The organism is Pseudomonas sp. p50(2008), from assembly GCF_015351605.1.
Classification (GTDB): Bacteria; Pseudomonadota; Gammaproteobacteria; order Pseudomonadales; family Pseudomonadaceae; genus Aquipseudomonas.
Genome location: NZ_JACMYF010000009.1, coordinates 310,316 through 335,004 on the forward strand (window position 1 = coordinate 310,316; position 24,689 = coordinate 335,004).

Sequence of the window (24,689 nt, forward strand, 5' to 3'; positions counted from 1 at the left end):
AACGGAGTTAAGGCAAAAGACGAGCCGGCAACAGGCGCATCAGCTGTGTATCGAACCAGGCCACGAAGGCCGGCGATGGCACAGCATCGACCGCCAGGTACCACCAATCGGCGGCGGCGAAGGCACGGCACTTCACCGCGTCCTTTTCAGTCATCACCAATGGCAATGACGGTGTGAAATTCAAGGCCTGCGCGCTGTATTCGGCGTGGTCGGCAAAAGCATGGGGGACTGCTCGCCAGTGTAGCGTTTCGAGCGTCGTGAAGAAACGCTGCGGGTTGCCTATCCCGGCCACGGCATGCAGGGCCTGACCGGCAGGAAAGTGGTCGAGGGGATGCCTTTCGCCACTGTGCAGATTGACCAGGGCCGTGGGTTGCAACTGAAAGGCGAAACCGTCCTCACGATCGTCTGCCGCGCCGTTGTAGAGCAACGCGTCGACACTTTCCAGACGCTCGACCGGTTCGCGCAATGGCCCGGCGGGCAGGCAACGCTGGTTACCCAGGCCACGAGCAGCGTCGATAAGCACCAGTTCGAGGTCTCGGGCCAGTCGATAATGTTGCATGCCGTCGTCAGACAGAATCAGGTCCAGCGGCTCACTCGCCAGCAACGCTTTGACGGCACGACTGCGGTCCGGGTCGATCATCAAGGGCACACCCGTGCGCTGGACGATCAACAACGGTTCGTCACCCGCCATTTCCGCGCTTTGATCCGCCTCGACGCGCCAGGGCAATTGCGCAGGTTTTGCACCATAGCCGCGACTGACCACGCCCACTCGCAGCCCGCTACGCTTGCAGTGCTCGATCATCCACAGAATCAGCGGCGTCTTGCCGGTGCCGCCGACAGTGATGTTACCGACCACGATCAGCGGCACGGGCGGTTGATAGATCTCGCCCTCGCCTGCCAGAAAGCGCTTGCGCTTGTTCGTGACGACCCGCCGATACAGCCACTCCAGCGGCTGAAGCAACTTCAGGGCCGGGTGACCTTCATACCAGGCCGCAATCAAGCGATCGGACAGGGCCATCAGGGCGCGGGCGCCGACGCTTCGACAGTGGTCATGCGCAGGTGACTGAAGCCCAGCTTGCCTGCGGCGTCCATGGCGGTGATGACGGACTGATGCTGTGTCTTGCCGTCAGCGCTGATAGACAGCGGCAGATTGGTATCACCGTTGGACTCTTTTTTCAGCGCGTCCATCAGGGTTGCCAGATCGTTCTTGGGCAATATCTGATTGTTGACCGAAAACACGCCTTCGGCGCTGATGGCAACGTCCAGCTGCTTGGCCTGCTGATCTTCGGCAGGCGAACCACTGACCGCCTCGGGCAACTCGACGCGCAATTGGGTTTCACGGGTAAACGTGGTCGTGACCACGAAAAACAGCAGCAGGATAAACACCACGTCGATCAACGATGCGAGGTTGATGTCCACATTTTCCCGTTGCTTGCGGCGGAATTTCACGCTTTGCCCTCAGCCAGGTCCACGTCACGATCACCCTGTACCACTTCAACCAGTTTGATTGCTTCCTGCTCCATGCCCACCACCAGTTCATCGATCCGCCGCTGGAGGAAGCGGTGGAAGAAGACCGAAGGAATACCGACCATCAGGCCCGCCGCCGTGGTAATCAGCGCCTTGGAGATACCACCGGCCAGCACGGAGGCGTTGGTGGTCATGCCCGTGCCCATGAATGCACTGAAAATATCGATCATGCCCAGGACCGTCCCCAGCAACCCCAGCAACGGGGCCATGGCCGCGATGGTGCCCAACGCATTGATGTAACGTTCGAGCTCATGGATGACTCGGGCGGCCGCCTCTTCGATGCACTCTTTCATGATCTCGCGACCATGTTTGGAGTTCGCCAGGCCGGCGGCCAGGATCTCGCCCAACGGAGAGTTGGCGCGCAGTTCCTTGAGCTTATCTTTATTGAGTTGCTTGTCCTTGATCCAGACCCAGACCTGCCCGAGCAAGTGCTCCGGGGTCACACGGCTGGCTCGCAGGGTCCAGAGACGCTCGGCGACAATCGCCATCGCCGCGATGGAACTCAGAATGATCGGCAGCATCATCCAGCCACCGGATTTGACCAATTCCCACACAGTGTCAGTCCCCTCGAAAAAGTGCGCCACTCTAACATAGGGGGTGCGCGCACCGAAGACCGCGATGTCGCATCCGGTCGGGCGTCAATCACACAAGGTTACTTCGGAAGCGGCGGCGGATCACGCCAGAATCGCCGTTCCTGACGCATCGTCACGGGTGGCTTGAAACGGCCCAGTTGCAGATGAACGGCACCTTGATCAGCGCTGTCGTAAATGTTCAGGCCACTTTTTCGATAGCGTGCCATGACCGTTGGATGGGGATGACCGAAGGAATTGCCGTTACCCCGGGAAATCAGCACCGACTTGGGTTGCAACCGGTTCAGCAGGGCCATCGAAGACGACGTGCGACTGCCGTGATGAGGTGACTGCAACCAATCGGTGCTGACCGCCAGCGGGCTGTCGAGCAGTGCTCGTTCGGCGGCGCCTTCTATGTCACCGGTTAGCAGTAAACGCTCGCCCCCGGCCTCGATTTGCAGCACACAGGACCTTGAGTTGCTGTCATGGGCCGATGCCCACTGCCAGAGTTGGAAGTTCACGCCATCCCAATTCCATTGCCGCCCACTTTCGCAGTCTTCAGCGCTCAGCCCATCCACAAGAGGCAAAGGCTCGCCACCGACGATCTGCCTGACGGGCAAACCACGGGCAACCGCCCGCGCACCGCCAGCGTGATCGGCGTGAGCGTGGCTGATCAACATCAGGTCGATCGCGTTGACGCCCAGTTTGCGCAACGTCGGCAGCACTACCCGCTCGCCCAGATCGGAATCACCGGATCGTGGTCCGGCGTCATACAACAAGGTGTGATGGCGCGTGCGCACAAGGATCGCCAGTCCCTGGCCGACATCCAGTTGCCAGACGTCTGCTACGCCTTCCGGGATTTCCGGACGGGGAGGAAAGATGAGCAACAAAAACAGCGGCCAACCCGCCAGACGCAGCGGCACGCCACGTGGCATCAGCAGCAGCAACGCCCCCAGAGTGCCCAATGCCCACGTCCACAACGGGATCGCAACCGGGACCCAGGCCGGCAACTGCCCGGCGATCAGCGCCAGGCCTTTGAATAGCCAGTCGATCAGACCTCCCGCCAGCCACAACAAACTTTCGCCCACATAGGGAATGGGCAATAAGAGCGTACCGAGCAACGCGGGCGGGAGTACCAACAGACTGATCCAGGGCACCGCCAGCAGATTCGTCAGCGGACCGCTGATACTGATCGGCAGGCCTAGAATCAGTAGAAACGGGCACAAGCCGATTGCGATCAGCCATTGGGCGCGCGTCCAGGTTTGCCACCAGCTCCACGGGCCCAACCGACCACCGAAGGTAAAAATCAGGACGCCAACAGCAGCAAAGGACAGCCAGAAACCCGGCTGCAGGCTCGCCAGCGGATCCATCAGCAACACACCGTTGAGTGCCAGCAACAGCGGCCACCAGGCGCCGAGGTGGCGAAAGCGCAGGCGCCACAACAGCACCAGGCCGATCATCACACACGCTCGCCGCACCGGCACATCGAACCCGGCGAGCAGGCCATAACCCACCGCAGCACCGAACGCGAGGCCGCACGCCCATGGCAGCCAGGGCAAACGACCCGGCCATGCGCCATAGCGAGCCAACCCGGCGATCAGCAGGTACACGACGCCCGCCAACAGACCAATGTGCTGCCCGGATATGACCAGCAAATGCACGGTTCCGGTGTCTTGCAGCACTTGCCAATCTTCGCGGCTCAGCCCGGCACCGTCCCCCAGGACCAGTGCAGCCAACGCCCCGGATCGTCCTTGGGCGTCGACATTCTGCAGGCGTTGGCGAATGCCGTCGCGCCAGGCTCCGCGAGCCTCTGCGAGCCTTTCACCCTCCTTGACCGTGCCAGTTGCACCGATGCCCTTAGCCAGCAGCCAGGCGTCATAATCGAAGGCGTGGGGGTTGAGTAACCCGGCAGGACGCTTCAATTTGACTGCCAATCGCCAGCGTTCACCGCTGTTGACTGGCGGCCCGTCGTACCAGGCCAAACGCATCAGCTTTGGCAGTTTCGAACGTCGTGAATGGCTGTCCGTCAGCTCAAAGCGCACCACGCCCTCGGCGTTTTGGGGCAACCCTGTCACTCGCCCCTCCACCCAACGCGTCTCGCCGTCGAGTCGGGGTGCCAAGCGATCATTCAGCGCCCATTGCGCATTCGCACCCGCCCAACTCAAGCCGAACAGAAAGAATGCCAATGGATAGGCCCGAAAGGGCAACACCATCAAACCGGCCACAGGCAACAACATCCACAACCAGACCGGCGGTAAAGCCGGTAAAAAACGCAGGGTCAGCAGACCCAACGCCAGCGCTAACATCCCTGTGCGCATAAGCCCGTCCTTGAGAGTTCCCCCCTAGGCTTAGCTGGCCGACCGCACAGTCATCGTTATTAATTGTCACAAAGTCTGAATGGGCGGTTTATAGAATCCAGACATACTTGCCGCCTTAACCGACCGAGAAGCCCTATGCCCCGGCGCTTATTCAAACGTTACATGCCAGACCCGACGAGCATCAGGGAACACAAGTCCTTACGCTTTCTTGGCACCCTGCTGCATGACCCGAACCTTTGGCACCTCAACCGCCACTCGGTCGCCCGGGCGATGGCGGTCGGGCTGTTTGCGGCATTCCTGCCGATTCCGTTGCAGATGCTGGTTGCCGCGGCCCTCGCCATTATGGTGCGCGGCAACATTCCAATCGCCGTCAGCCTGGTCTGGTTGACCAACCCGATCACCATGCCGGTGGTATTTTTCTGCACCTACCAGACAGGCGCCTGGCTCATGGACATCCCTGCCCGTCATTTGCCCGACGAGTTGACCTGGGAATGGATCAGCGGCGAGCTTTCGACGATGTGGCAGCCCTTCTTGCTGGGTTCGGTAGTGACGGGACTGGCGCTCGGCGCGCTGGCCTACTGCCTGACCATGATGTATTGGCGCTGGTGGGTCAGTCGGCAGTGGAAGCGGCGCAAGAAAAAACGGATGTAAGAATGCACAACGGCCTCCACTTGGGAGGCCGTTTGTTTTTGCGGTGCCGGACTGAGGTTAAGTACGCATCCCGCGCCCACTCACCAGCAATCGCGCACAACCGATATACAACACAACCGTCGCCACCAGCATGAACGTGATCGCGACACTGATCTTGATATCCGAAACGCCAAGGATGCCGTAGCGGAACGCGTTGACCATGTGCAACACCGGATTCGCCAGGGACACGGTCTGCCAGAACGGAGGCAGCAACGAGATCGAGTAGAACACCCCACCCAGGTACGTCAGCGGCGTCAGCACAAACGTCGGGATGATCGAGATGTCATCGAAGTTACGTGCAAACACTGCGTTGATGAAGCCCAGCAGCGAAAAAATCGTCGCCGTCAGCACCACCACCAGAACGGTCACACCCAGGTGATGCACCTGCAGCTTGGTGAAAAACAGCGACAGCATCGTCACGATCACCCCGACCATCAAACCGCGCAACACGCCGCCCAAGGTGTAGCCGATCAGAATCGTGTGCGGCGACACCGGCGACACCATCAACTCTTCGATAGAGCGCTGGAACTTGCTGCCGAAGAAACTCGACACCACGTTGCCATAGGAGTTGGTGATCACCGACATCATGATCAGGCCCGGCACGATGTATTCCATGTAGGTGAAGCCACCCATATCACCGATCTGCCGACCGATCAGATTGCCGAAGATCACGAAGTACAGAACCATGGTGATCGCTGGCGGTAGCAGTGTTTGCGGCCAGATCCGGGTAAAGCGTCTGACCTCGCGATAAACGATGGTATTGAGGGCAACGAGGTTGGGTTGCAGCTCGGAACTCATACCGCCACCTTCGACAGATTTTTCTCCACCAGGGACACGAACAACTCCTCGAGGCGATTGGTTTTGTTACGCAGGCTCAGCACTTCGATATTTTGCTGAGCAAGTTGAGTGAACAGCGCAGTGATGCCCATCGCCTTGTCGACCTGGACCTCCAGCGTGTGGCTGTCCAGCAGCTTGGTCGGATAACCGAGCAACTGCGGCGCCACGTTCAGCGTGTTCTTCAGATCGAGCAGGAACGTCTCCACATGCAGCTGACCGAGCAGCTGTTTCATGCTGGTGTTCTCGACGATGGTGCCGTGATCGATGATCCCGATATTGCGGCACAACTGCTCAGCCTCTTCCAGATAATGCGTGGTGAGGATGATGGTGATGCCTTTCTGGTTCAGCTCGGTCAGGAAGGTCCACATCGAACGACGCAATTCGATATCCACCCCTGCCGTCGGTTCGTCGAGGATCAACAGGCGCGGCTCATGAACCAGCGCACGGGCGATCATCAGTCGACGCTTCATGCCGCCGGACAACGAGCGCGATGGCACGTCACGCTTGTCCCACAACCCGAGCTGGGTCAGGTATTGCTCAGCACGTTCCTTGGCGATCTTCGGCGGGATGCCGTAGTAACCGGCCTGGGTGACGACGATGTCGAACGTCTTCTCGAACTGGTTGAAGTTGAATTCCTGGGGCACCACGCCGATGGAGCGTTTGAGTTGCGCAGGGTTCTTGTCCAGGTCGTGACCGAAGATATTCACCGTGCCGCTGGTCTTGTTCACCAGGGTGGAAAGAATGCCGATGGTCGTGGATTTGCCAGCGCCGTTAGGGCCGAGCAAGGCGAAAAAGTCACCTTCAGCGACGTCCAGATCGATACCACTCAGGGCCTGGAAACCGTTGCCGTAGGTTTTGGTTAGCTGCCGGATGGACAGAGCGGAACTCATATCGGATTACGCACCAAGAAGGAAAGGAAGGGATAGATAAGGGCGGGCGGCGACTAACACAACCACAGCGCATGAAGGCAATGGTGCTTGTCGTCGCCACACAAGTACAGTCAAGCGTGTCGATAGTGAGTATTAAGTCAACGCGGTCATGACGGCTTTCTGATACGCCGGACGCTGCTTGAGCCGTGCGTACCAGGCTTGCAGATGGGGTTGCGGCGCACGCTCGATCGGCATCTCGAACCAGGCATAAATAAAACTGCCCAGCGGAATGTCGCCCATGCCGATCTCGTTACCCGACAGGTAAGGCTGGGTTGCCAGTGCCGCATCGGCCATCGCCAGTAAGCCGTTGCACTCTTTGATAGCGGCGTTGATGGCGGACCAGTCCTGCTGATCTGCCGGGGTGCGCAACACGCCCCAGAACACGGTGCGGAAAGGGCCGGCAAAACTTGAGGTGGTCCAGTCCATCCACTTGTCGGCAGCCGCGCGGGCCTGCGTATCAGCCCTGTACCAATGGGTGTCGTTGGCGTGACGGGCCATCAGGTAACGAACGATGGCGTTGGACTCCCAAAGTACGAAACCATCGTCCTGAATAACCGGTACACGGCCATTAGGGTTCATCGCCCGATACTCGGGCGTATCGACCACCCCGAACGCGCCGCCCGCATCAATCGCCTCATAGGCCAGGCCCAGTTCTTCGGCGGCCCATAACGGCTTTCTGACATTCGACGAATTTTTCCGACCCCAGATTTTCAGCATGACCGCCTCTTTATGGATGAATGCGCAGGCAGCATACGCCGGATCAGGAGCGACTCAAATCGCCCTGCATATCACCCAGCAACGGCGGCAGTTGATCGCTGAAAAGGTGCGGATAGCATTTTTCCAGGTGCTCGAAAAAGAACGCTTCGGGCACGTCGGTAAACTGACCGTGATCGATCAGGTACTCCATCAACTGCTCACCATCGCGATTGAAGGGATGAAAAACGCTGTCGTTGATCCCGTCGAATTCCAGCGGCGCGACATTGAACAGTTCACACAATCCTTGATTGAACGCAGGCGTGGCTTTGACCCAGCGGCCGTTCAAAAACAACTCGGTATAGCCATGCATGGCGAACACATCACTCTTGAGCAGCTCGAGTAACCGCGGCGTCGACAGGTGATTGCGCACATCCGCCAGACCAATACGTGCAGGGATACCGCAATGTCGTGCGGCACCCGCCAGCAACGTGGCTTTGGGCACGCAGTAACTCTCCCCGGCCGCCAGCGCATAACTGCCGCGCAGGGTTTGCGGGTCGCGGCTGAAGGTGTAAGGGTTGTAGCGCACGGCTTCGCGCACCGCGTAATAAAGATTGATCGCCTGCTCGAGCGGGTCGCGACTGGCGCCCCGATGTTTTTCAGCGAACTCCACCACGGACGGATGGTCACTATCGATGAAGCGGCCGGGACTCAGATACTCGTGCATGAGAACAATCTCCTGGGGAAGCCACGAGTCTAGCGACAGCTTCAGCACAGAGATAACGACGTTTCGGCCAAACATGGACGCATAGCCGCGCCGGTAGCGAACGAATGCCGCGCCCTGATGCCCACTGATCCTGCAAAACGCGTTGAAGGTTTCCCACGAATTCAATCACCTTGCTCTGATCACCCTGTTTTACGGATGCCGTCTAAGCTCTGAAGGTTGGTTTTGCCCCTGGTTCACGGAGGATTAAATATGCTGTTGTTGTGGATACTGGTTCTGATTGTCGGGATCGCCTACCTGGCCCACCGCCGAACCGCCCCGCTCCCCGCACTGTGCATCGTCGCCGTCTACGTCGTGGCGATGGGCGCATTCAGTCACGCGCCGGGATGGTTATTGCTGGTGCTCTGGGTGTTGATCGCAGCCGTTGCGGCGCCTTTGTTGCTGCCCGATCTGCGTCGCAAATTTTTCAGTGCGCCACTGTTCAGCTGGTTTCAGAAAACACTGCCGCCAATGTCGCAAACCGAACGCGACGCCATCGATGCCGGCACCGTCTGGTGGGATGGTGAACTGTTCAGCGGCCGGCCGGACTGGGACAAACTGCTGTCCTATCCAAAAGTGCAATTGAGCGAAGAAGAACAGGCATTCATCGACGGTCCGACCGAAGAACTCTGCGCCATGGTGACCGACTGGCAAATCGGCCAGGACATGGACTTGCCGCCAGCAGCCTGGAGCCACATCAAGGAGAACGGCTTTTTCGCCCTGATCATTCCAAAAGAATTTGGTGGCAAGGGCTTCTCCGCCTACGCCCACTCACAGGTCGCAATGAAACTGGCGACTCGCAGCGGCGACCTCGCCTCCACCGTGATGGTGCCCAACTCCCTCGGCCCTGCTGAACTGCTGTTGCACTACGGCACCGACGAACAACGCAACCACTACCTGCCACGCCTCGCGCGCGGTGACGACATTCCGTGCTTCGCCCTTACCGGACCGCTCGCGGGCTCGGATGCAGGGGCCATGCCCGATACCGGCGTTATCTGCAAAGGTGAATGGGAAGGCAAGGAAACACTGGGCCTGCGCCTGAACTGGGAAAAGCGCTACATCACCCTCGGACCCGTCGCTACCCTTCTCGGCCTGGCATTCAAGGCCTACGACCCGGACCATCTGCTGGGTGACAAGGAAGACCTGGGCATCAGCCTGGCGCTGATTCCAACCGACACTGCCGGCGTTGAAATCGGTCGCCGTCACCTGCCACTGGGCGCCGCGTTCATGAACGGCCCCAACTCCGGCAAAGACGTGTTCGTGCCACTGGAATTCCTCATCGGCGGCCAGGAAATGCTCGGCAAGGGCTGGATGATGTTGATGAATTGCCTGTCGGTCGGGCGCTCGATATCCCTCCCGGCAGTGGGTACCGGCGCGGCGAAGTTCACCAGCCTGGTGACCGGGCAATATGCGCAGGTTCGCGAGCAGTTCAACGTGCCACTCTCAGCCTTCGAAGGCATTCAGGAAGCCATGGCGCGCATCGGCGGTAACGCCTGGATGATGGACGCCGCGCGAATGCTGACCGCCAACGCCGTGGACCTGGGTGAGAAACCGTCGGTGCTGTCGGCGATTCTCAAGTACCACCTCACCGAACGCGGACGCGAATGCATCAGTCACGCCATGGACGTTCATGGCGGCAAAGCGATCATCATGGGACCGAACAATTACCTGGGTCGCAGCTGGAATGGCGCGCCGATCTTCATCACGGTGGAAGGCGCGAATATTCTTTCGCGTAACCTGATGATCTTCGGTCAGGGCGCGATTCGCTGCCATCCTTTCGTCCTCAAGGAAATGGCGCTTGCCGGTCGTGAGGACAAGGATCAGGCGCTCATTGAATTTGATGGTCTGCTGCTCCAGCACATCGGTTTTGCCGTGAGCAACGCCGCCAGCACGCTGGTGTTGAACCTTGGTTTCGGCCATTTCGAGCGGGCGCCGGGCAACGGGCTCAGCCAGGGTTACTTCCGCGCTCTGAACCGTCAGGCTGCCGCGTTCGCCATGCTCGCCGACCTCAGCATGATGTTGCTGGGTGGCGAACTGAAACGTCGCGAACGCTTGTCGGCGCGCCTCGGGGATGTGCTCAGCAACATGTATCTCGCTTCCGCCGCGCTCAAGCGTTATCACGATCTCGATTCTCCCGACCATATGGCCCCGCTGTTTACCTGGGCCATGGAAGAGAGTCTCGGCCAGTCGGAACGGGCGCTGGATGAACTGCTGACCAACTTCCCCAATAAGGTGCTGGGCTGTCTGCTGCGCGTGATCGTCTTTCCGTTCGGTCGTCGTCACAAGGGACCATCGGACAAACTCGGTGCGCAAGTGGCGGCTGTGATTGGTCGCGCCAAGGGCGATCCGACCCTCGAGGAACTGCTGGGTGGGTGCTACCGTCCGCAGTCGGCCGATGACGCCGTCGGCGCTCTGCAACACGCGTGCAACCTGCTGAATGCTGCGCAGCCGCTGCAGAAAAAACTGCATGTGGCGCTCAAAAGTGGCCAGGTCAAACCGGCCGCCGGGGAGCACGCCATCGATGCAGCGCTGGAGGCGGGTGCGTTGCAGCCGGTAGAAGCACAAACCCTGCGTGATGCCGAAACGGCGCGACGCAAGGTGATCGACGTCGATGATTTCGACAAAGAGGAGTTGGCGCTGGCCGAAGGTAAGGTCCGCTGATTCCGTTCCACCTATAAAAACGGGCGCAGGAGCTTTATACTCCCGCGCCCGTTTTGCTCTTGAGGACTTATCTCGTGTCCAACATCGTTGCCGATCATCTCGTTTTGCTAGACCACTTGCGCAGCATCCTGGTCGCCGTGGGTGAGGCCGAGCAGGTACCCGAAGAAAGCCATGCCTTGTTCCTTGAGCGTTTCGACGAACTGCGGGCATTGCTGCCCGTCGATCCGATCGAAAGCCAGTACCTGGGCCAGGACATCCTCTGCCAGGTCATCACCCGTTATCCGCAAATCGCCCACCTGGTCCCGCGCGACCTGCTGTGGTACTTCGCCGGCGACTGCCTGCACTACATGCCCGATGATGAAATCGCCTTGTACCAGGCGCTGGAAGAACGTCGCTTCGAAGCCGAACAGAACGACGAACCGTTCGACTGGAATCAGGAAAAGCAGTTGTTGGCGATGTCGAACGACGACAGCAAACACTGATCTACGCTCAGAATACAAAAGGCCCGCATGGTTGAACCTGCGGGCCTTTTTTTGGGCTAAATAGAGCAGTGCCTGGTCGGACGCCATCGCAGCAGGCTCACTCCCACATTTAATCGGCGATAAACACAAGATTTGCGTCGGATGCGGATCCCTGGGGGAGTGAGCCTGCTCGCGATGGGGCCCGTCAAAGCAACCCGTCACTCTCGGGCAACTCATACGCCGCAAGTTCAGTGGCCTTTCCCGGCTTGCCCAGGGTCGGCTCTTTCTCCAGGCACTCCACCAGATAGTCGATAAACACCCGCAACTTCGGCGGCATGTAGCGCGTGGGCGAATGCAGCAGCCACGCGCCACCGTGGTAAGACGCCAGAAAGGTCCAGTCGGGCAGGACCTGCACGATCAGCCCCTGTTCCAGCGCATAACGCGCAGTAAAGTAAGGCAGGCTGCCAATCCCGATATGCTGCAACACCGCGCCCAAACGCACGCCAGTATGGTTGGCGGCGTAACGCCCACGCACACCCACCGTCACCGACTTGGTGCCCTTCTTGAATTTCCAGCGCGCATCGCTCGGGGTTTCTCCCAGATAGATGCAGCTGTGGTTAAGCAAGTCATGAGGATGAGTCGGCGTACCGTGCTCGGCCAGGTACTGCGGCGTAGCGCACAGCATGTGATCAATGGTCAGTAATTGACGGCCGACCAGCCCCGCCGGGGGGCGATCGGTAATCCGGATGGCCAGGTCGACGTTGTCGTCGATCAGATCCACCTGGCGGTCCTCGAGAAACAGCTCCACGTCCACCTTGGGATAACGGCGCAAAAACTCCGGCATGTGCGGATGAATCACGAAGCGGCCCACCGCCTTGGGCACGCTGACACGCACTAATCCTTCAGCTTCATCGGTGAACTGGCCGCTGATTTCCATGACCGACTTGGCGGCACTGACCATCTCCTGGCAACGCTTGAACACCTCCTCGCCCCCGTCACTCAAACGCAACTTGCGCGTCGTGCGTTGCAACAGGCGGGTAGCCAGCGCTTTCTCCAACCGCGAAATGCTGCGACTGACGGCCGAGGGCGACGATCCCAATTGGCGAGCCGCTTCCGAGAAGCTTCCGGTCTCGACGACCTTGACGAAAATCGCCATTTCACCGAGTAGCGGCAGGGGTAGATTTATGCTCACAGCGCAACAGTCCTTTGATGTTTGGACGGATTATCACGCAATTACCCGCTTCATATAATGAAAAACAGAATACTGACGGACATGGAATATGACGCTTCGCCTCTTTTTCCATAGTGATGACCTCAAAGCCAATGTAGAGGTCCTGGACTGCACCCCCCAAGAAAACGAATTCGCCGTGGTGCTCAGGGCCACGCTGTTTCACCCTCAAGGAGGCGGACAACCCTTTGATACTGGCTGGATCGGCGAGAGCCAGGTTTTGCGCGTCGTACAGGACCCGGACCGGATCATCCATTTCGTTGATCGCCCCGTGAACCCCGGCATGACACAGATTCGGGTGGATGAGCAGCGCAGACAATTCAATACCCGCATGCATTCCGCCGGCCATTTGATCGGTCACCTTGTCCAGTCCATGGGCTGGATGCCAATCAAGGCGCATCACTGGCCAGGTGAAGGACGCGTGCAATTTCGACCTGCCGAATCGGCACAGGAAATCGATGTTCAAACCGTTCAGCATGGCATCGAACAATGGATTGCCCATGACTTGCCGCGCCTGACATCGTTGCGCGAAGGCGCCCGCGAGATCGGTTTCGGCGAACTCCCCGCCTACGGGTGCGGCGGCACCCACGTACGCAGCCTGAAGGATCTGGGCCGCGTCACGATCGCTTCCGCCACGCAGAAAAAAGGGACGCTTTCAGTGCACTACAGCGTGGACTGAAGCTCAGCGCGATTGCCTGGAGCCCGTTCATCCGGGCTCCCTGGACTCCCCGACAGATGGACCCAAGACATGATGCCAGACGTCGAGTGTCTGGATGAGACCTGCATAAAAAACTGGCCAACGCCTACCGCGGTATCGCCTCGCCCCTTACCTTTTGGAGTTGAAAATGCTGTCGAATTACCTGGGCGAGTTTCTTGCGCTGGCAACTATTCACTTTCTGGCGGTGGTCGCTCCCGGACCGGATTTTGCGGTCACCATCCGCCAGAGCGTGCGCTTTGGCCGACTCGTCGGGATCTGCACGGCGCTCGGTATAGGTGCGGGCATTTCGGTCCATGTGCTCTATACCTTGCTCGGCGTCGGTGCATTGATGCACACAATCCCCTGGTTGCTGACAGTCGCCAAGGTCGTGGGCGGGGCTTACATCTTGTACCTCGGTATCAGCCTCGTTCGCAGCAAACCCAAAACCCTGTTGGAGGGTGAAAAGACTGCAGACGAACCCGCGATCGAACAATCGCTGCTGAAAGCCTTCACCACAGGCTTCCTGACCAACGCCACCAACCCCAAGGCCACGCTGTTTTTCCTGGCGATATTTACCACGCTCATCAGCGCCACCACACCGTTGAACGTTCAGGCGCTTTACGGCGTCTGGATGTGCTTCGTCAACGCGCTCTGGTTTGTCATCGTCGCGCTGTTCTTTTCGAGCAACCGGGTGCGCTTGCTGTTCATGCGAATGGGGCATTGGTTCGAGCGCACGATGGGGGTGATTTTGATTTTGTTTGCGGGGCGATTGATTCTGTCGATGTAAAAATTTTTCAGCAGCGCGTGAAGAAATGCGAGGTTTTTGAACATGCGAAATTGGGGGCTCGATGCCTCGGACAAGGCCCGACAATGTTGATCTCGGGCCTATTCGTTTCAGTTCACCACCGCTGGCGACCGCCGACTGCTATGAATAAAGCGCCAGCCCATCAATACCGTCGCCAACGTGAGGGCTACAATTAATCCTGACCAGACACCTTCAGGCCCCCACCCCAATCCAAACGCCAGCCCCGCCCCCAGCGGCACGCCGACGCCCCAGTAACAGAAAATCGCCAACCACATCGGCACTTTCGTGTCCTGTAATCCGCGCAACGCCCCTGCTGAAAGCATCTGTAACCCATCTGGAAACTGCAATGCAGCGGTGTACAGCAAAAGCGTCGATGCCAGCGCAGTCACAGCGACGTCTCGACTGTAGAGATTTGCGATGGCTTCATGCCCGAACAACAGGACCAGGACCGAGACGGATTGTGCCAGCAAGACGATGACGCAACCCGCCCAGGCCGCCTGCCTGACGCCCTTGGCATCTCCACGTCCCAGCGCATGGCCGACCCTGACCGTCGTCGCTTCCGCCACAGCCACCGGAATCATGAAACACAATTGGGCCAGGTTGACCGCAATCTGATGCGCCGACAGATAGATTGAACCCAGCCGCCCGATCAGTAATGAAGTCACGATAAAGAGGCTGCCCTGCATCAATATGGCGATGCCTATGGGCATCCCCGTTCTGAGCAGATTGAGGATTTGTACGCGGCAGGGAAGATCGAAGCGGGCAAACAGCTGCAAGTGCGCAAGACGTTTGCTGCGCCACAGGTAGAGTGCGAAAACGAGCGCTTGCAACCACATCATGGTGGCCGAAGCGATTCCCAGGCCTTGGGCGCCGAGATTGGGGAAACCCAACTTGCCGTTGGCCAGGATGTAGCCCAAGGGCGCCAGCACCAGCAGCCCACCAAAACCGAACAACATGGTCGGCCGCATCCAGTGCATCCCCTCGCACAGATAGCGCATGCAAAAAAACAGGGTCAACGCCGGACTCCCCCAGCGCACCGCATACAAAAACGCCTGCGCTCCCGGAATCATTTCCTCTGCGATGCCGGCAGGCGAGAGCAACGTGGGGGCCAGACTGAGGAAGCCGAACATCAGGAGGCCCATGAAAAGCGCCAACCACAACGCTTGCCGAAATATCAGCCCTATTTCCTCCTGACGATTTGCACCACGCAGACGTGCCACGGTGGCCGTCAGCGCTATCAAGGTGCCGATCGGCACAAGCATCGGCAGCCATAACAACGCCGTTCCCAGCGTGACTGCCGCCAGCGTGTCCGTACCGTGATGGCCAGCAATCAGGTTGTCCACAAGCGCTATCAGGCCGGCGCAAACATGGCCCACGACGAGAGGCAGGGCCAAGATTGCCGTTGCCCGGACCTCCGGGAACGAAACTGAAGACAGGAACTTCATTGGCATCACAGGAACGACCTCCTAGCAAACTCGCCGGAACGGCTGGTGGGCTGATCGTTATGCCAGAACTTCCAGAATCGTGATGTCAGACGCTTCCGATTTTCACTTTTTCGCTGTAGGAATTGTCGAACAGGAAGGAAGAAGACAAAAAACGCGCAAACAAAAACGCCGCTCATTGCTGAGCGGCGTTTTTGTTAAATATGGAGCGGGAAACGAGACTCGAACTCGCGACCCCGACCTTGGCAAGGTCGTGCTCTACCAACTGAGCTATTCCCGCAAATGGCGTCCCCTAGGGGACTCGAACCCCTGTTACCGCCGTGAAAGGGCGGTGTCCTAGGCCACTAGACGAAGGGGACACGCTGCCCGGAACACATGGTGTGTGTTTCGGTGCCCAGATCCGCATCCTGAGACTTGGTTCTGGTTTCACTCAGCCCTGCCCGAAAGCAACGCTGTTTAAAATTGGAGCGGGAAACGAGACTCGAACTCGCGACCCCGACCTTGGCAAGGTCGTGCTCTACCAACTGAGCTATTCCCGCATATGGCGTCCCCTAGGGGACTCGAACCCCTGTTACCGCCGTGAAAGGGCGGTGTCCTAGGCCACTAGACGAAGGGGACACACGTACAACATTCACTCCCTACCGCGTTTCGCTGTGTGCTTTACGCTGTAAGTGGCGCGCATTCTATGGATGGATTGAGGGGTCGTCAACCCCCTGATATAAATTTATTTAAATCAATGACTTCGCCCAGCTTTGAGGCGCCAATCCAGGGTTTCCGCCGTCCGGTCTCTGGCGCCTATATTCTGACTCGCATCAAGGCGTTATAGTCGAGTCACGTTCCAGGTGATGGCAAGGTGACTCCATCCGCGCAACGCTTATATATGTACGCAGACGGCCGATATAAGCAGAACACTGTCCGATTCATCCGGTCGTACAGCGCTATGCGGTCCAATGCCAAGCCACTACACTCGATCGCGAATCCCATAAAGAGGTCTTAACGTTGACGCCACTCATGATCACCCTGCTCGTCGTTGGCGGGATCGCACTGTTGATCGCCATTGGTTACATGAACAATGTGGTGGAAAACAACAAGCTGGAAAAGGCCCGCACCAAGGTTGAGCTCAACGATCGTCTGCGTCGCTGCGGCGAAATCACCGAGACATTCCCCGGCCAGCTGATGACGCCGGCACTCAAGCTGCTGTTGACCCGACTGGAACTGAATGTCTGTCAGCGCCTGCTCAACCTGGAAAAATCCAATGCCGGCCTCAAGACGCGGATTGCCGAGCTGACGACCCTTGTCGCCCAGGGCGAATCAATCCCGGTCAACAATCCGCCAGCACCGATCCAGACCGAAGCGAAAGCCAAAGATGTACGGTTCCTGCTCGAAGCCCTTCACGGTCAGATCACCCGCGCCTCCCAGGACGGGTTTTTGCCGACCAATGAAGCCAAACGCTGGATCCGTGAAGTTCGCCACATCCTGGTCCTGTTGCACATCGAGTTCTTCAACAACCTTGGCCAGCACTCCCTGCAACAGAATCAGCCGGGGCAGGCCCGCCTGGCGTTCGAACGCGGCGTGCAGTACTTGCGTAAACAGCAGGATCCACAGGTGTATGCCGAGCAGCTTCAGTACCTGGAAAAGCTCCTGGCGCGCGCTAACGCACAGGTGATGGACAAAACCGCACCGGCTGAGGACGAAGTGAATCAGTTGACTGAAGGCCTCAAGGATGTCGAGGCGGATGCGGACTGGAAGAAGAAAGTGATCTACGACTGATGCCACGCAAAACAAAAAGCCACCGGATCAGGTGGCTTTTTTGTTTCGACGCGAACCTGTCACCCAGCGGATATCACAGCCTGAAGTGCCCCACCATTCCCTTCAATTCAACGCCCAACTGCGCCAGCTCAATACTCGACGCCGCATTCCCCTGCATCGCCAGGGAAGACTGATCCGCACTGGCGCGGATGCTCGTCACACTGCGATTGATCTCCTCGGCCACTGAACTCTGCTCCTCGGCCGCTGCCGCGATCTGCTGGTTCATCTGCTGGATCAACGACACCGCTGCCGCAATGCTGCCCAGCGCGCTCTCGGTCTGCAGCGCATCACTGACCGCCAGCTTCACCAGCTCGCCACTGCTTTGAATCTGTTGCACCGACGCCTGAGCCGCTGAACGCAAGGCACTGACCAGACGCTCGATTTCCTCGGTGGATTGCTGGGTGCGCTTGGCCAGCGCCCTGACTTCATCGGCAACGACCGCAAAGCCCCTGCCCTGCTCTCCCGCCCGGGCCGCCTCGATGGCCGCATTCAGGGCCAGCAAATTGGTTTGCTCAGCCACGCTTTTGATCACGCTGAGCACCGTACCGATGTTCTGGATCTCTGCGCTCAAGCTTTCAATACTTGAGCTGGCTGCGGTGGCGGAGTCCGCCAACTGCTCGATCCGCACCATGCTCTGACGCACCACCTGTTGACCGCTTTCAACCTTGCCATCAGCTGTCTGCGCCGCTTGGGCAGCCTCCTCCGCATTACGCGCGACATCGTGCACGGTAGCGGTCATCTGATTCATTGCCGTTGCGACCTGATCGGTTTCTTCCTTTTGGCTGCTGACTTCAAGGTTGGTCTGTTCAGTCCCCGCCGACAGCGACTGCGCCGAACTGGCCAACTGTTCAATGCCAGCCTGCAAGCCACTGACGATGCTGCTCAGGCCCGCACCCATTTGCTGCATGGCCTGCATCAACTGACCGATCTCGTCACGGCGCGTCACCTCGACCGTCGCACTCAGATCACCCGCCGCGATTTGCCGAGCGACGAGGATCACACTGCGCAACGGCGACACGATCAGACGGGTGATCACCCACGCCGCAATCAACCCGACCAGTAATGCCAAAGCGGACGACCCGATGATCAGCAGCGAATTCTTTTTCAGTTCCGTCTGCATCGACTGATCTTCAGCGACATAAGCCTGATCCACCCGCTCCACGACCTCAGCCGCACGTTGGTGCAACTGCCCATACACCGTCTTTTCCTGAGCCAGCAGCCCCGTGTACTCGGCGAGCTTTTCACTGAAACCGCCGATGTGACCGGTCACTTCATTGAGTACGGTCTGATAGCCCTCATCCTTGACCGTGGCCTTAAGCTGTTCGGCCTGGACCAACGCCTGGTCGGCCTGTTCGATCTTGCCCTGACCGGCGCTGTCATCGCCCTTGCGGCTAAGGTCCAGGCGCACTCGCGCCTCGTTCATGGCCTGCAACATCAAACGGGATACCTGACTGACCTGATTGGCTTGCTCGATAAACTGCGCGCCGTCCTTGCCCTCGGTTTCTTTCAATGTGTAAGCACCGTCATCAGCCAGGCCCGCTTGCAGCACATCGAGATTGTTCGCCACGCTAGACACCGACCAACTGGCCATTTCCAATGACAGGTCCTTGGCCTGGCTGAGCGAGACGAACTCGTCAAAGGCTTTGCGATAAGCCCCCAGGGACTGCTCCACGTCGTTCATCACCGGAACATTGTTTGCAGACTCGGACTTGAGCTGCGTCGCCAACGCAACCAAGGCGTCCACACCTTCGCGCAGCGCATCGGCGGTTTTCGGATTGGCGTGCAAGGCAAAATCCTGCTCGAGCAGCCGTACCTTGAGCAAGCCGCTGTTGAGTGTCGACATCTGCTTGAGGCCTTCGAAGCGTTGGCTGATGGTCTGCAGGGACCACACACCGATCGCCGCAACCAACGCGGTCAATACCAGCACCAAGGAAAACCCGATACCCAGTTTTTTCGCCATACCGAGGTTGGCAAAACGTCCTTGCGCGGCCGAAATCATTGCACTGAGTCCCCTGACATAGTCGATTGACGCAGATTCGCAACGGGCCAGGATCCGCACAAGTCTCTGGCGTCGGAATAATGGCAAAAAGCTACAGGCTCGTCGTTTTCAGAACGTTTGAGGTCGATTCGGGTTGCTAGCCTTAAGAAAAGTTTCAGGCGAGCACAATATTGTGGCGAGGGGATTTATCGCCGCGGGGCTGCAAAGCAGCCCCAAAATCTACATCCGTGGTGCATCAGATACACCGCGTCGCGGGTTTTACGACTGCTGCGCAGCCGGACGGGGTGGTGCGGCATTCCGATAAATCCCCTCGCCACAATATTGTGCTCGTCTGAAGATCGTCCAAGTGAACAGCTTTACGAACAGGCACGGTTTTTTTCAGACACGAAAGGCGTTTTTAAAATGCCGTAACCCCACCGTCCACGGCCAACGAATGCCCCGTGGTAAACGCTGCACCATCGCTGCACAAGTACAGCACTGCACTGGCGATTTCCTCGACTTTACCGATGCGGCCGACCGGGTGCATGGCGTTAGCAAACTCGGCCTTCTTCGGATCCGCTTCATAGGCGCGACGGAACATGTCAGTGTCAATGACAGCAGGACACACCGCGTTCACACGGATTTTTTTCTTGGCGTATTCGATGGCTGCCGACTTCGTCAGGCCGATCACCGCGTGTTTCGATGCCGCGTAGATACTCATCTTCGGCGCCGCGCCAAGACCTGCAACCGAAGCTGTGTTGACGATAGCGCCACCGCCCTGAGCCAGCAGCAACGGCAATTGGTACTTCATGCACAGCCAGACGCCCTTGACGTTGACGCCCATGATCGCGTCGAACTCGTCTACGGTGCCTTCAGCCAATTTGCCTTTCTCGATCTCGATCCCGGCGTTGTTGAAGGCGTAGTCGAGACGGCCGTAGGTGGTGATCACCTCGTCCATCAGATTCTTTACATCGCTTTCCAGGGTGACGTTACAGCGCACAAAGGTCGCGTCACCGCCTGCCGTGCGAATGAGCGCCACCGTGCCTTCTCCGCCCGCCGTGTCCAGGTCAGCCACCACCACCTTCAAGCCTTCTGCGGCAAACGCCTGGGCAGTCGCGCGGCCGATACCATTGGCAGCACCGGTCACAACGGCGACCTTGCCAGAAAACGTCATGCTCATTGTTATGTCCTCGAAGAGATGGATGCGGGAGATCGCGTGGGCCCAGTCTAGCCACAGGAGCTGACAGCACGGCAGCACTATCAAAAGGCCGGTTGGGCGACCATGAGTTGCAGTGATGGAACCATGCACTCAATTATCACTGCTCTGGATCGAAGTGCATTCGCCGCATCAGCCAAACTTGCGGGAGTCGCCGCGAAGGTCTATCAACAAGGCTTCATTCATCTTGAGTGCCTGTCATGACTACCCAGACCAATCGCCAGTTCCTGCTCGCCAAACGTCCGGTGGGCCCGGCGACCCGCGAGACCTTCACCTTTCAGGAAATACCGGTCGGCGAACCGGCTGCGGGTCAGATCCTGGTCAAGAACGAATACCTGTCCCTGGACCCGGCGATGCGTGGCTGGATGAACGAGGGCAAGTCCTACATCCCGCCAGTCGGTATCGGCGAAGTGATGCGCGCATTGGGCGTGGGCAAGGTCATAGCGTCGAACAATCCAGGCTTTGCTGTCGGTGACTACGTCAATGGCGCCCTGGGTGTGCAGGACTACTACCTGGGCGAACCACGCGGTTTCTACAAGGTTGATCCAAAACTGGCCCCCCTGCCGCGCTATTTGTCAGCGTTGGGAATGACCGGCATGACGGCCTACTTTGCCTTGCTCGATGTAGGCGCCCCGAAGGAAGGCGACACCGTGGTGCTGTCCGGTGCTGCCGGCGCAGTGGGGAGCATTGCCGGGCAGATCGCCAAGATCAAGGGTTGCCGGGTGATCGGGATCGCGGGCGGTGCCGACAAGTGCAAGTTCCTGATCGACGAACTGGGTTTTGACGGAGCCATCGACTACAAAAGCGAAGACGTTCAAGCCGGCCTCAAGCGCGAGTGCCCCAAAGGCGTCGACGTGTATTTCGACAACGTCGGTGGCGACATCCTTGACGCGGTTTTGAGCCGCCTGAACATGAAGGCACGGGTGGTTATTTGCGGCGCCATCAGCCAGTACAACAACAAAGAGGCCGTGAAAGGCCCAGCCAACTACCTGTCGTTACTGGTCAACCGCGCGCGGATGGAAGGCTTTGTGGTGATGGACTACGCCGCACAGTTCGCCGCTGCCGGGCAGGAAATGGCCGGCTGGATGGCCAAGGGGCAGCTCAAGAGCAAGGAAGACATTGTCGAAGGACTGGAGACGTTCCCGGAGACGCTGATGAAGTTGTTCAGCGGGGAGAATTTCGGGAAGTTGGTGTTGAAGGTCTAATTACACAAGATCAAAAGATCAAAAGATCGCAGCCTGCAGCAGCTCCTACACGGGATCGGGTACACCCTGTAGGCGTTGTCGCAGCCTGCGATTTTTTTAAGCCAGTTCGGCAACCACTGCTGCCAATGCCTTGGCCGGATCTGCGGCCTGGCTGATCGGGCGGCCGATCACCAGGTAATCGGAACCGGCATCCAGTGCCTGACGCGGTGTCAGGATGCGGCGTTGATCATCCTGGGCGCTGCCCGCCGGACGAATCCCCGGGGTGACCAATTGCAGTGACGGGTGCGCCGATTTCAGTGCCTGGGCTTCCAGTGCCGAGCACACCAGACCGTCCATCCCGGCTTTCTCTGCCAGTGCGGCCAGGCGCAGTACCTGTTCCTGTGGCTCGATGTCCAGGCCGATGCCCGCCAGATCCTCACGTTCCATGCTGGTGAGCACGGTCACGCCGATCAACAGCGGCTTGGAGCCGGTGCGCTGATCGAGCACTTCACGGCAGGCCGCCATCATGCGCAGGCCGCCGGAGCAATGCACGTTGACCATCCAGACGCCCATTTCCGCAGCAGCCTTGACCGCCATGGCCGTGGTGTTCGGAATGTCGTGAAACTTGAGGTCCAGGAACACTTCGAACCCCTTGTCACGCAGGGTGCCAACAATTTCTGCGGCGCAGCTGGTGAACAGTTCCTTGCCGACTTTGACCCGGCACAGTTTCGGGTCCAACTGGTCGGCCAGCTTCAGTGCGGCGTCACGGGTGGGGAAATCCAGGGCGACGATGATAGGAGTCTGGCAGACGGACATGTGCGGGCTCTCAGGCAGGACGAAATCGGCGCGCATTGTAGCGGAACCAACGGCGCTGCGGGACCCGATGATCGGTAAATCGTCCCGAAGACTCTGGCAAGACTAGTCGGTCCACCCATTGTGTCGAGTTCGATACACAGCCGACATGCCCACAACATCCTTGATCGCTACCCTCGCCCACCGCTACTGATCCTTCCAGCACTTCCCGCCTCCGGGCCGGGCGCCTATGCTGAAGCCACAATCTCGCCGCCATTGGCAGCCTCCCTGGCAGATGAACGCACGCATGCACATTTCTCCAATACCACTGAACGATGAGCAAAAAGTGACTGGCGATGGCAAACGCTGGAACATTCGCGCGCTGATCGTCGACGATGACGTCCCGATCCGCGAACTGATGATCGACTACCTGGCCCGGTTCAACATTCACGCCAGCGGTGTCACCGATGGCGACGCGATGCGTCTGGCCCTGCAGGCTGAGTACTTCGATGTGGTGGTGCTCGATCTGATGCTGCCCGGTGAGGACGGTTTGTCGCTGTGCCGCTGGCTGCGTGCCGAATCGGACATTCCCATCCTGATGCTGACCGCCCGCTGCGAGCCCACCGACCGTATCATCGGCCTCGAGCTCGGCGCCGATGACTACATGGCCAAGCCGTTCGAACCGCGAGAACTGGTAGCGCGGATTCAAACCATTCTTCGCCGGGTCCGCGATGATCGCACCGAACAGCGTGCGAACATTCGCTTCGACAACTGGCGCCTGAACAGTGTCCTGCGCCAGTTGGTAGCCGCCGATGGCCTGGTGGTTCCGCTATCGAATGCTGAATTCCGCTTGCTCTGGGTGTTCATCGAACGTCCGCGCCGTGTACTCAGTCGCGAACAACTGCTGGACGCTGCGCGCGGCCGTTCGATCGAGGCGTTCGATCGCAGCATTGATCTGCTGGTATCCCGTCTGCGCCAAAAACTGGGGGATGACCCCAAGGCCCCGCAATTGATCAAAACCGTTCGTGGTGAGGGTTACCTCTTCGACGCACGAGACATCGGCTGATGCGAGCCCGCTTCGACACGCTCTTCGGCCGTCTGTTTGGCGTGTTGTTGCTGGCCATTGTCCTTGCTCACCTGTTGGCGTTTGCCTGGTTTCACCATTACGGTCCCCCACCTCCTCCGCCACCAGCGTTTTCCGAGGGGATGAACAAGCCACCACCACGACCCTGGTTTGGTGGGCCTTTGGTGCCCCTGACCTTTCAGTTCATCTCGCTGATCATTGCCGCCTGGTACGGCGCCAAGCTGCTGAGCCAACCTATCCGGCGTCTGAGTGAGGCCGCCGAGCGCTTGAGCGAAAACCTCGACAGCCAGCCACTGGACGAGTCCGGCCCCCGGGAAGCACGGCAGGCTGCTTATACCTTCAACCTCATGCAAAAACGGATCATCGAACAGGTTCATCAACGTTCGAGAATGCTTGGGGCGGTGTCCCATGACCTGCGCACGCCGCTGTCCCGGCTCAAGCTGCGTTTGGAACAGATTGTCGATGAGAAGCTGCAGGGGCAAATGCGTCAGGACCTGGACGACATGATCAGCATGCTCGACGCCACCCTGACTTACTTGCACGAACAACGCACCAGCGAGGCGCCTCAATGGATGGATGTGCAGGCGTTGGTCGAGTCCCTGAGCGAAAATGCTCAGGATCAGGGCGCCGACGTTGAAGTCAGCGGCCACTGTGCTCCGCTGCAAGTGCAGCCGATGGCATTGCGCTCATGCATCAACAATCTGCTGGATAACGCCCTGCGCTATGCAGGGGCAGCGTTGATTAGCCTTGAAGACCATCGAGACCACGTGGTGATCCGGGTCGTTGACCACGGCCCCGGTATCGCGGCGGACAAACGAGAAGCGGTGTTCGAGCCGTTTTTCCGTCTGGAAGGTTCGCGCAACCGCAATTCGGGGGGCGTCGGCCTGGGCATGACCATCGCCCGGGAAGCGGCCGAGCGACAGGCTGGTCAATTGAACCTGGAAGAAACTGTCGGTGGCGGTCTGACCGCAGTGATTCGTTTGCCCCGGACCTGAGCGTCAGGTCC

At 58.9% G+C, this 24,689-nt stretch carries 22 protein-coding genes, 4 tRNA genes and 1 pseudogene; 9 read left to right on the top strand and 18 right to left on the bottom strand.

The genetic code is table 11. The features are described 5' to 3' along the window. Positions 1-7: 7 nt before the first annotated feature. The 4 genes from lpxK to H7698_RS24960 all read right to left on the bottom strand — a co-directional run bounded on the left by lpxK (position 8) and on the right by H7698_RS24960 (position 4,414). Entirely contained in the window at positions 8-1,018 is a 1,011-nt protein-coding gene (lpxK, locus tag H7698_RS24945; RefSeq protein WP_194693103.1) for a tetraacyldisaccharide 4'-kinase, read from the bottom strand. After that, a complete protein-coding gene (locus tag H7698_RS24950; protein ID WP_162437998.1) occupies positions 1,018-1,449 on the bottom strand; it encodes an ExbD/TolR family protein in 432 nt (143 codons plus the stop codon). Before H7698_RS24950 ends, lpxK begins: the two co-directional genes overlap by 1 nt. Next, on the bottom strand, positions 1,446-2,081 hold the full coding sequence (locus H7698_RS24955; RefSeq protein ID WP_162437997.1) for a MotA/TolQ/ExbB proton channel family protein: 636 nt from the start codon (positions 2,079-2,081) through the stop codon (positions 1,446-1,448). Before H7698_RS24955 ends, H7698_RS24950 begins: the two co-directional genes overlap by 4 nt. Before the next feature lie 98 nt (positions 2,082-2,179). Further along, positions 2,180-4,414 (bottom strand): DNA internalization-related competence protein ComEC/Rec2, encoded by a 2,235-nt coding sequence (locus H7698_RS24960; protein ID WP_194693104.1) that lies wholly within the window; start codon positions 4,412-4,414, stop codon positions 2,180-2,182. Between the two features lie 135 nt (positions 4,415-4,549). Between H7698_RS24960 and H7698_RS24965 the strand changes: the two genes are divergently transcribed. Further along, on the top strand, positions 4,550-5,065 hold the full coding sequence (locus H7698_RS24965; protein ID WP_194693105.1) for a DUF2062 domain-containing protein: 516 nt from the start codon (positions 4,550-4,552) through the stop codon (positions 5,063-5,065). Between the two features lie 57 nt (positions 5,066-5,122). Here H7698_RS24965 and H7698_RS24970 read toward each other — a convergent pair whose 3' ends face one another. The 4 genes from H7698_RS24970 to H7698_RS24985 all read right to left on the bottom strand — a co-directional run bounded on the left by H7698_RS24970 (position 5,123) and on the right by H7698_RS24985 (position 8,290). Continuing rightward, the gene (locus H7698_RS24970; protein WP_162437994.1) at positions 5,123-5,902 is read right to left on the bottom strand and encodes an ABC transporter permease; all 780 of its coding nucleotides are present in this window, start codon (positions 5,900-5,902) and stop codon (positions 5,123-5,125) included. Then, positions 5,899-6,831: an ABC transporter ATP-binding protein gene (locus H7698_RS24975; protein WP_162437993.1), complete on the bottom strand. Its 933-nt coding sequence runs from the start codon at positions 6,829-6,831 to the stop codon at positions 5,899-5,901. Before H7698_RS24975 ends, H7698_RS24970 begins: the two co-directional genes overlap by 4 nt. Positions 6,832-6,963: 132 nt before the next feature. Beyond that, positions 6,964-7,587, bottom strand: coding sequence for a glutathione S-transferase family protein (locus tag H7698_RS24980; RefSeq protein WP_194693106.1), 624 nt, complete (start codon positions 7,585-7,587; stop codon positions 6,964-6,966). Between the two features lie 43 nt (positions 7,588-7,630). Next, a complete protein-coding gene (locus H7698_RS24985) occupies positions 7,631-8,290 on the bottom strand; it encodes a transglutaminase-like domain-containing protein (protein WP_194693107.1) in 660 nt (219 codons plus the stop codon). A gap of 249 nt (positions 8,291-8,539) precedes the next feature. Here H7698_RS24985 and H7698_RS24990 point away from each other — a divergent pair, with 249 nt between their 5' ends. Continuing rightward, a complete protein-coding gene (locus H7698_RS24990; protein WP_194693108.1) occupies positions 8,540-10,987 on the top strand; it encodes an acyl-CoA dehydrogenase in 2,448 nt (815 codons plus the stop codon). 74 nt (positions 10,988-11,061) lie between these two features. Continuing rightward, the gene (locus tag H7698_RS24995; RefSeq protein ID WP_162437989.1) at positions 11,062-11,469 is read left to right on the top strand and encodes a PA2817 family protein; all 408 of its coding nucleotides are present in this window, start codon (positions 11,062-11,064) and stop codon (positions 11,467-11,469) included. Positions 11,470-11,653: 184 nt separating this feature from the next. Here H7698_RS24995 and H7698_RS25000 read toward each other — a convergent pair whose 3' ends face one another. Next, positions 11,654-12,640, bottom strand: coding sequence for a LysR family transcriptional regulator (locus H7698_RS25000; protein ID WP_194693109.1), 987 nt, complete (start codon positions 12,638-12,640; stop codon positions 11,654-11,656). Positions 12,641-12,728: 88 nt separating this feature from the next. On the opposite strand from H7698_RS25000, the gene H7698_RS25005 reads away from it, so the two are divergent. Both H7698_RS25005 and H7698_RS25010 read left to right on the top strand, forming a co-directional pair. After that, on the top strand, positions 12,729-13,355 hold the full coding sequence (locus H7698_RS25005; protein ID WP_194693110.1) for an alanyl-tRNA editing protein: 627 nt from the start codon (positions 12,729-12,731) through the stop codon (positions 13,353-13,355). Positions 13,356-13,521: 166 nt separating this feature from the next. Continuing rightward, a complete protein-coding gene (locus H7698_RS25010) occupies positions 13,522-14,160 on the top strand; it encodes a LysE family translocator (protein ID WP_194693111.1) in 639 nt (212 codons plus the stop codon). A gap of 107 nt (positions 14,161-14,267) precedes the next feature. On the opposite strand, the gene H7698_RS25015 is transcribed toward H7698_RS25010, so the two are convergent. The 5 genes from H7698_RS25015 to H7698_RS25035 all read right to left on the bottom strand — a co-directional run bounded on the left by H7698_RS25015 (position 14,268) and on the right by H7698_RS25035 (position 16,238). Continuing rightward, on the bottom strand, positions 14,268-15,629 hold the full coding sequence (locus H7698_RS25015) for an MATE family efflux transporter (RefSeq protein ID WP_194693112.1): 1,362 nt from the start codon (positions 15,627-15,629) through the stop codon (positions 14,268-14,270). 195 nt (positions 15,630-15,824) lie between these two features. Next, positions 15,825-15,900: transfer RNA gene (locus tag H7698_RS25020), tRNA-Gly, on the bottom strand. 3 nt (positions 15,901-15,903) lie between these two features. Then, positions 15,904-15,979, bottom strand: a tRNA-Glu gene (locus H7698_RS25025). 104 nt (positions 15,980-16,083) lie between these two features. Beyond that, positions 16,084-16,159, bottom strand: a tRNA-Gly gene (locus tag H7698_RS25030). A 3-nt stretch (positions 16,160-16,162) separates the two neighbouring features. Further along, positions 16,163-16,238, bottom strand: a tRNA-Glu gene (locus tag H7698_RS25035). 393 nt (positions 16,239-16,631) lie between these two features. On the opposite strand from H7698_RS25035, the gene H7698_RS25040 reads away from it, so the two are divergent. Beyond that, entirely contained in the window at positions 16,632-17,390 is a 759-nt protein-coding gene (locus H7698_RS25040; RefSeq protein WP_178114302.1) for a hypothetical protein, read from the top strand. Positions 17,391-17,463: 73 nt separating this feature from the next. On the opposite strand, the gene H7698_RS31950 is transcribed toward H7698_RS25040, so the two are convergent. The 3 genes and pseudogenes from H7698_RS31950 to H7698_RS25050 form a co-directional block, all read right to left on the bottom strand. After that, the gene (locus tag H7698_RS31950; protein ID WP_442966326.1) at positions 17,464-18,177 is read right to left on the bottom strand and encodes a methyl-accepting chemotaxis protein; all 714 of its coding nucleotides are present in this window, start codon (positions 18,175-18,177) and stop codon (positions 17,464-17,466) included. A 33-nt stretch (positions 18,178-18,210) separates the two neighbouring features. Next, positions 18,211-19,428: pseudogene (locus tag H7698_RS31955) on the bottom strand (HAMP domain-containing protein); the annotation flags it as partial. Between the two features lie 397 nt (positions 19,429-19,825). Then, on the bottom strand, positions 19,826-20,587 hold the full coding sequence (locus H7698_RS25050) for an SDR family oxidoreductase (RefSeq protein WP_194693114.1): 762 nt from the start codon (positions 20,585-20,587) through the stop codon (positions 19,826-19,828). A gap of 236 nt (positions 20,588-20,823) precedes the next feature. Between H7698_RS25050 and H7698_RS25055 the strand changes: the two genes are divergently transcribed. After that, positions 20,824-21,828: an NADP-dependent oxidoreductase gene (locus tag H7698_RS25055; RefSeq protein ID WP_194693115.1), complete on the top strand. Its 1,005-nt coding sequence runs from the start codon at positions 20,824-20,826 to the stop codon at positions 21,826-21,828. Positions 21,829-21,924: 96 nt separating this feature from the next. Here H7698_RS25055 and pyrF read toward each other — a convergent pair whose 3' ends face one another. Continuing rightward, the gene (gene pyrF, locus H7698_RS25060; RefSeq protein ID WP_162437980.1) at positions 21,925-22,623 is read right to left on the bottom strand and encodes an orotidine-5'-phosphate decarboxylase; all 699 of its coding nucleotides are present in this window, start codon (positions 22,621-22,623) and stop codon (positions 21,925-21,927) included. Between the two features lie 283 nt (positions 22,624-22,906). On the opposite strand from pyrF, the gene H7698_RS25065 reads away from it, so the two are divergent. Then, a complete protein-coding gene (locus H7698_RS25065; protein WP_162437979.1) occupies positions 22,907-23,665 on the top strand; it encodes a response regulator in 759 nt (252 codons plus the stop codon). Then, the gene (locus H7698_RS25070; RefSeq protein WP_162437978.1) at positions 23,665-24,678 is read left to right on the top strand and encodes a sensor histidine kinase; all 1,014 of its coding nucleotides are present in this window, start codon (positions 23,665-23,667) and stop codon (positions 24,676-24,678) included. Before H7698_RS25065 ends, H7698_RS25070 begins: the two co-directional genes overlap by 1 nt. Positions 24,679-24,689: the final 11 nt, after the last annotated feature.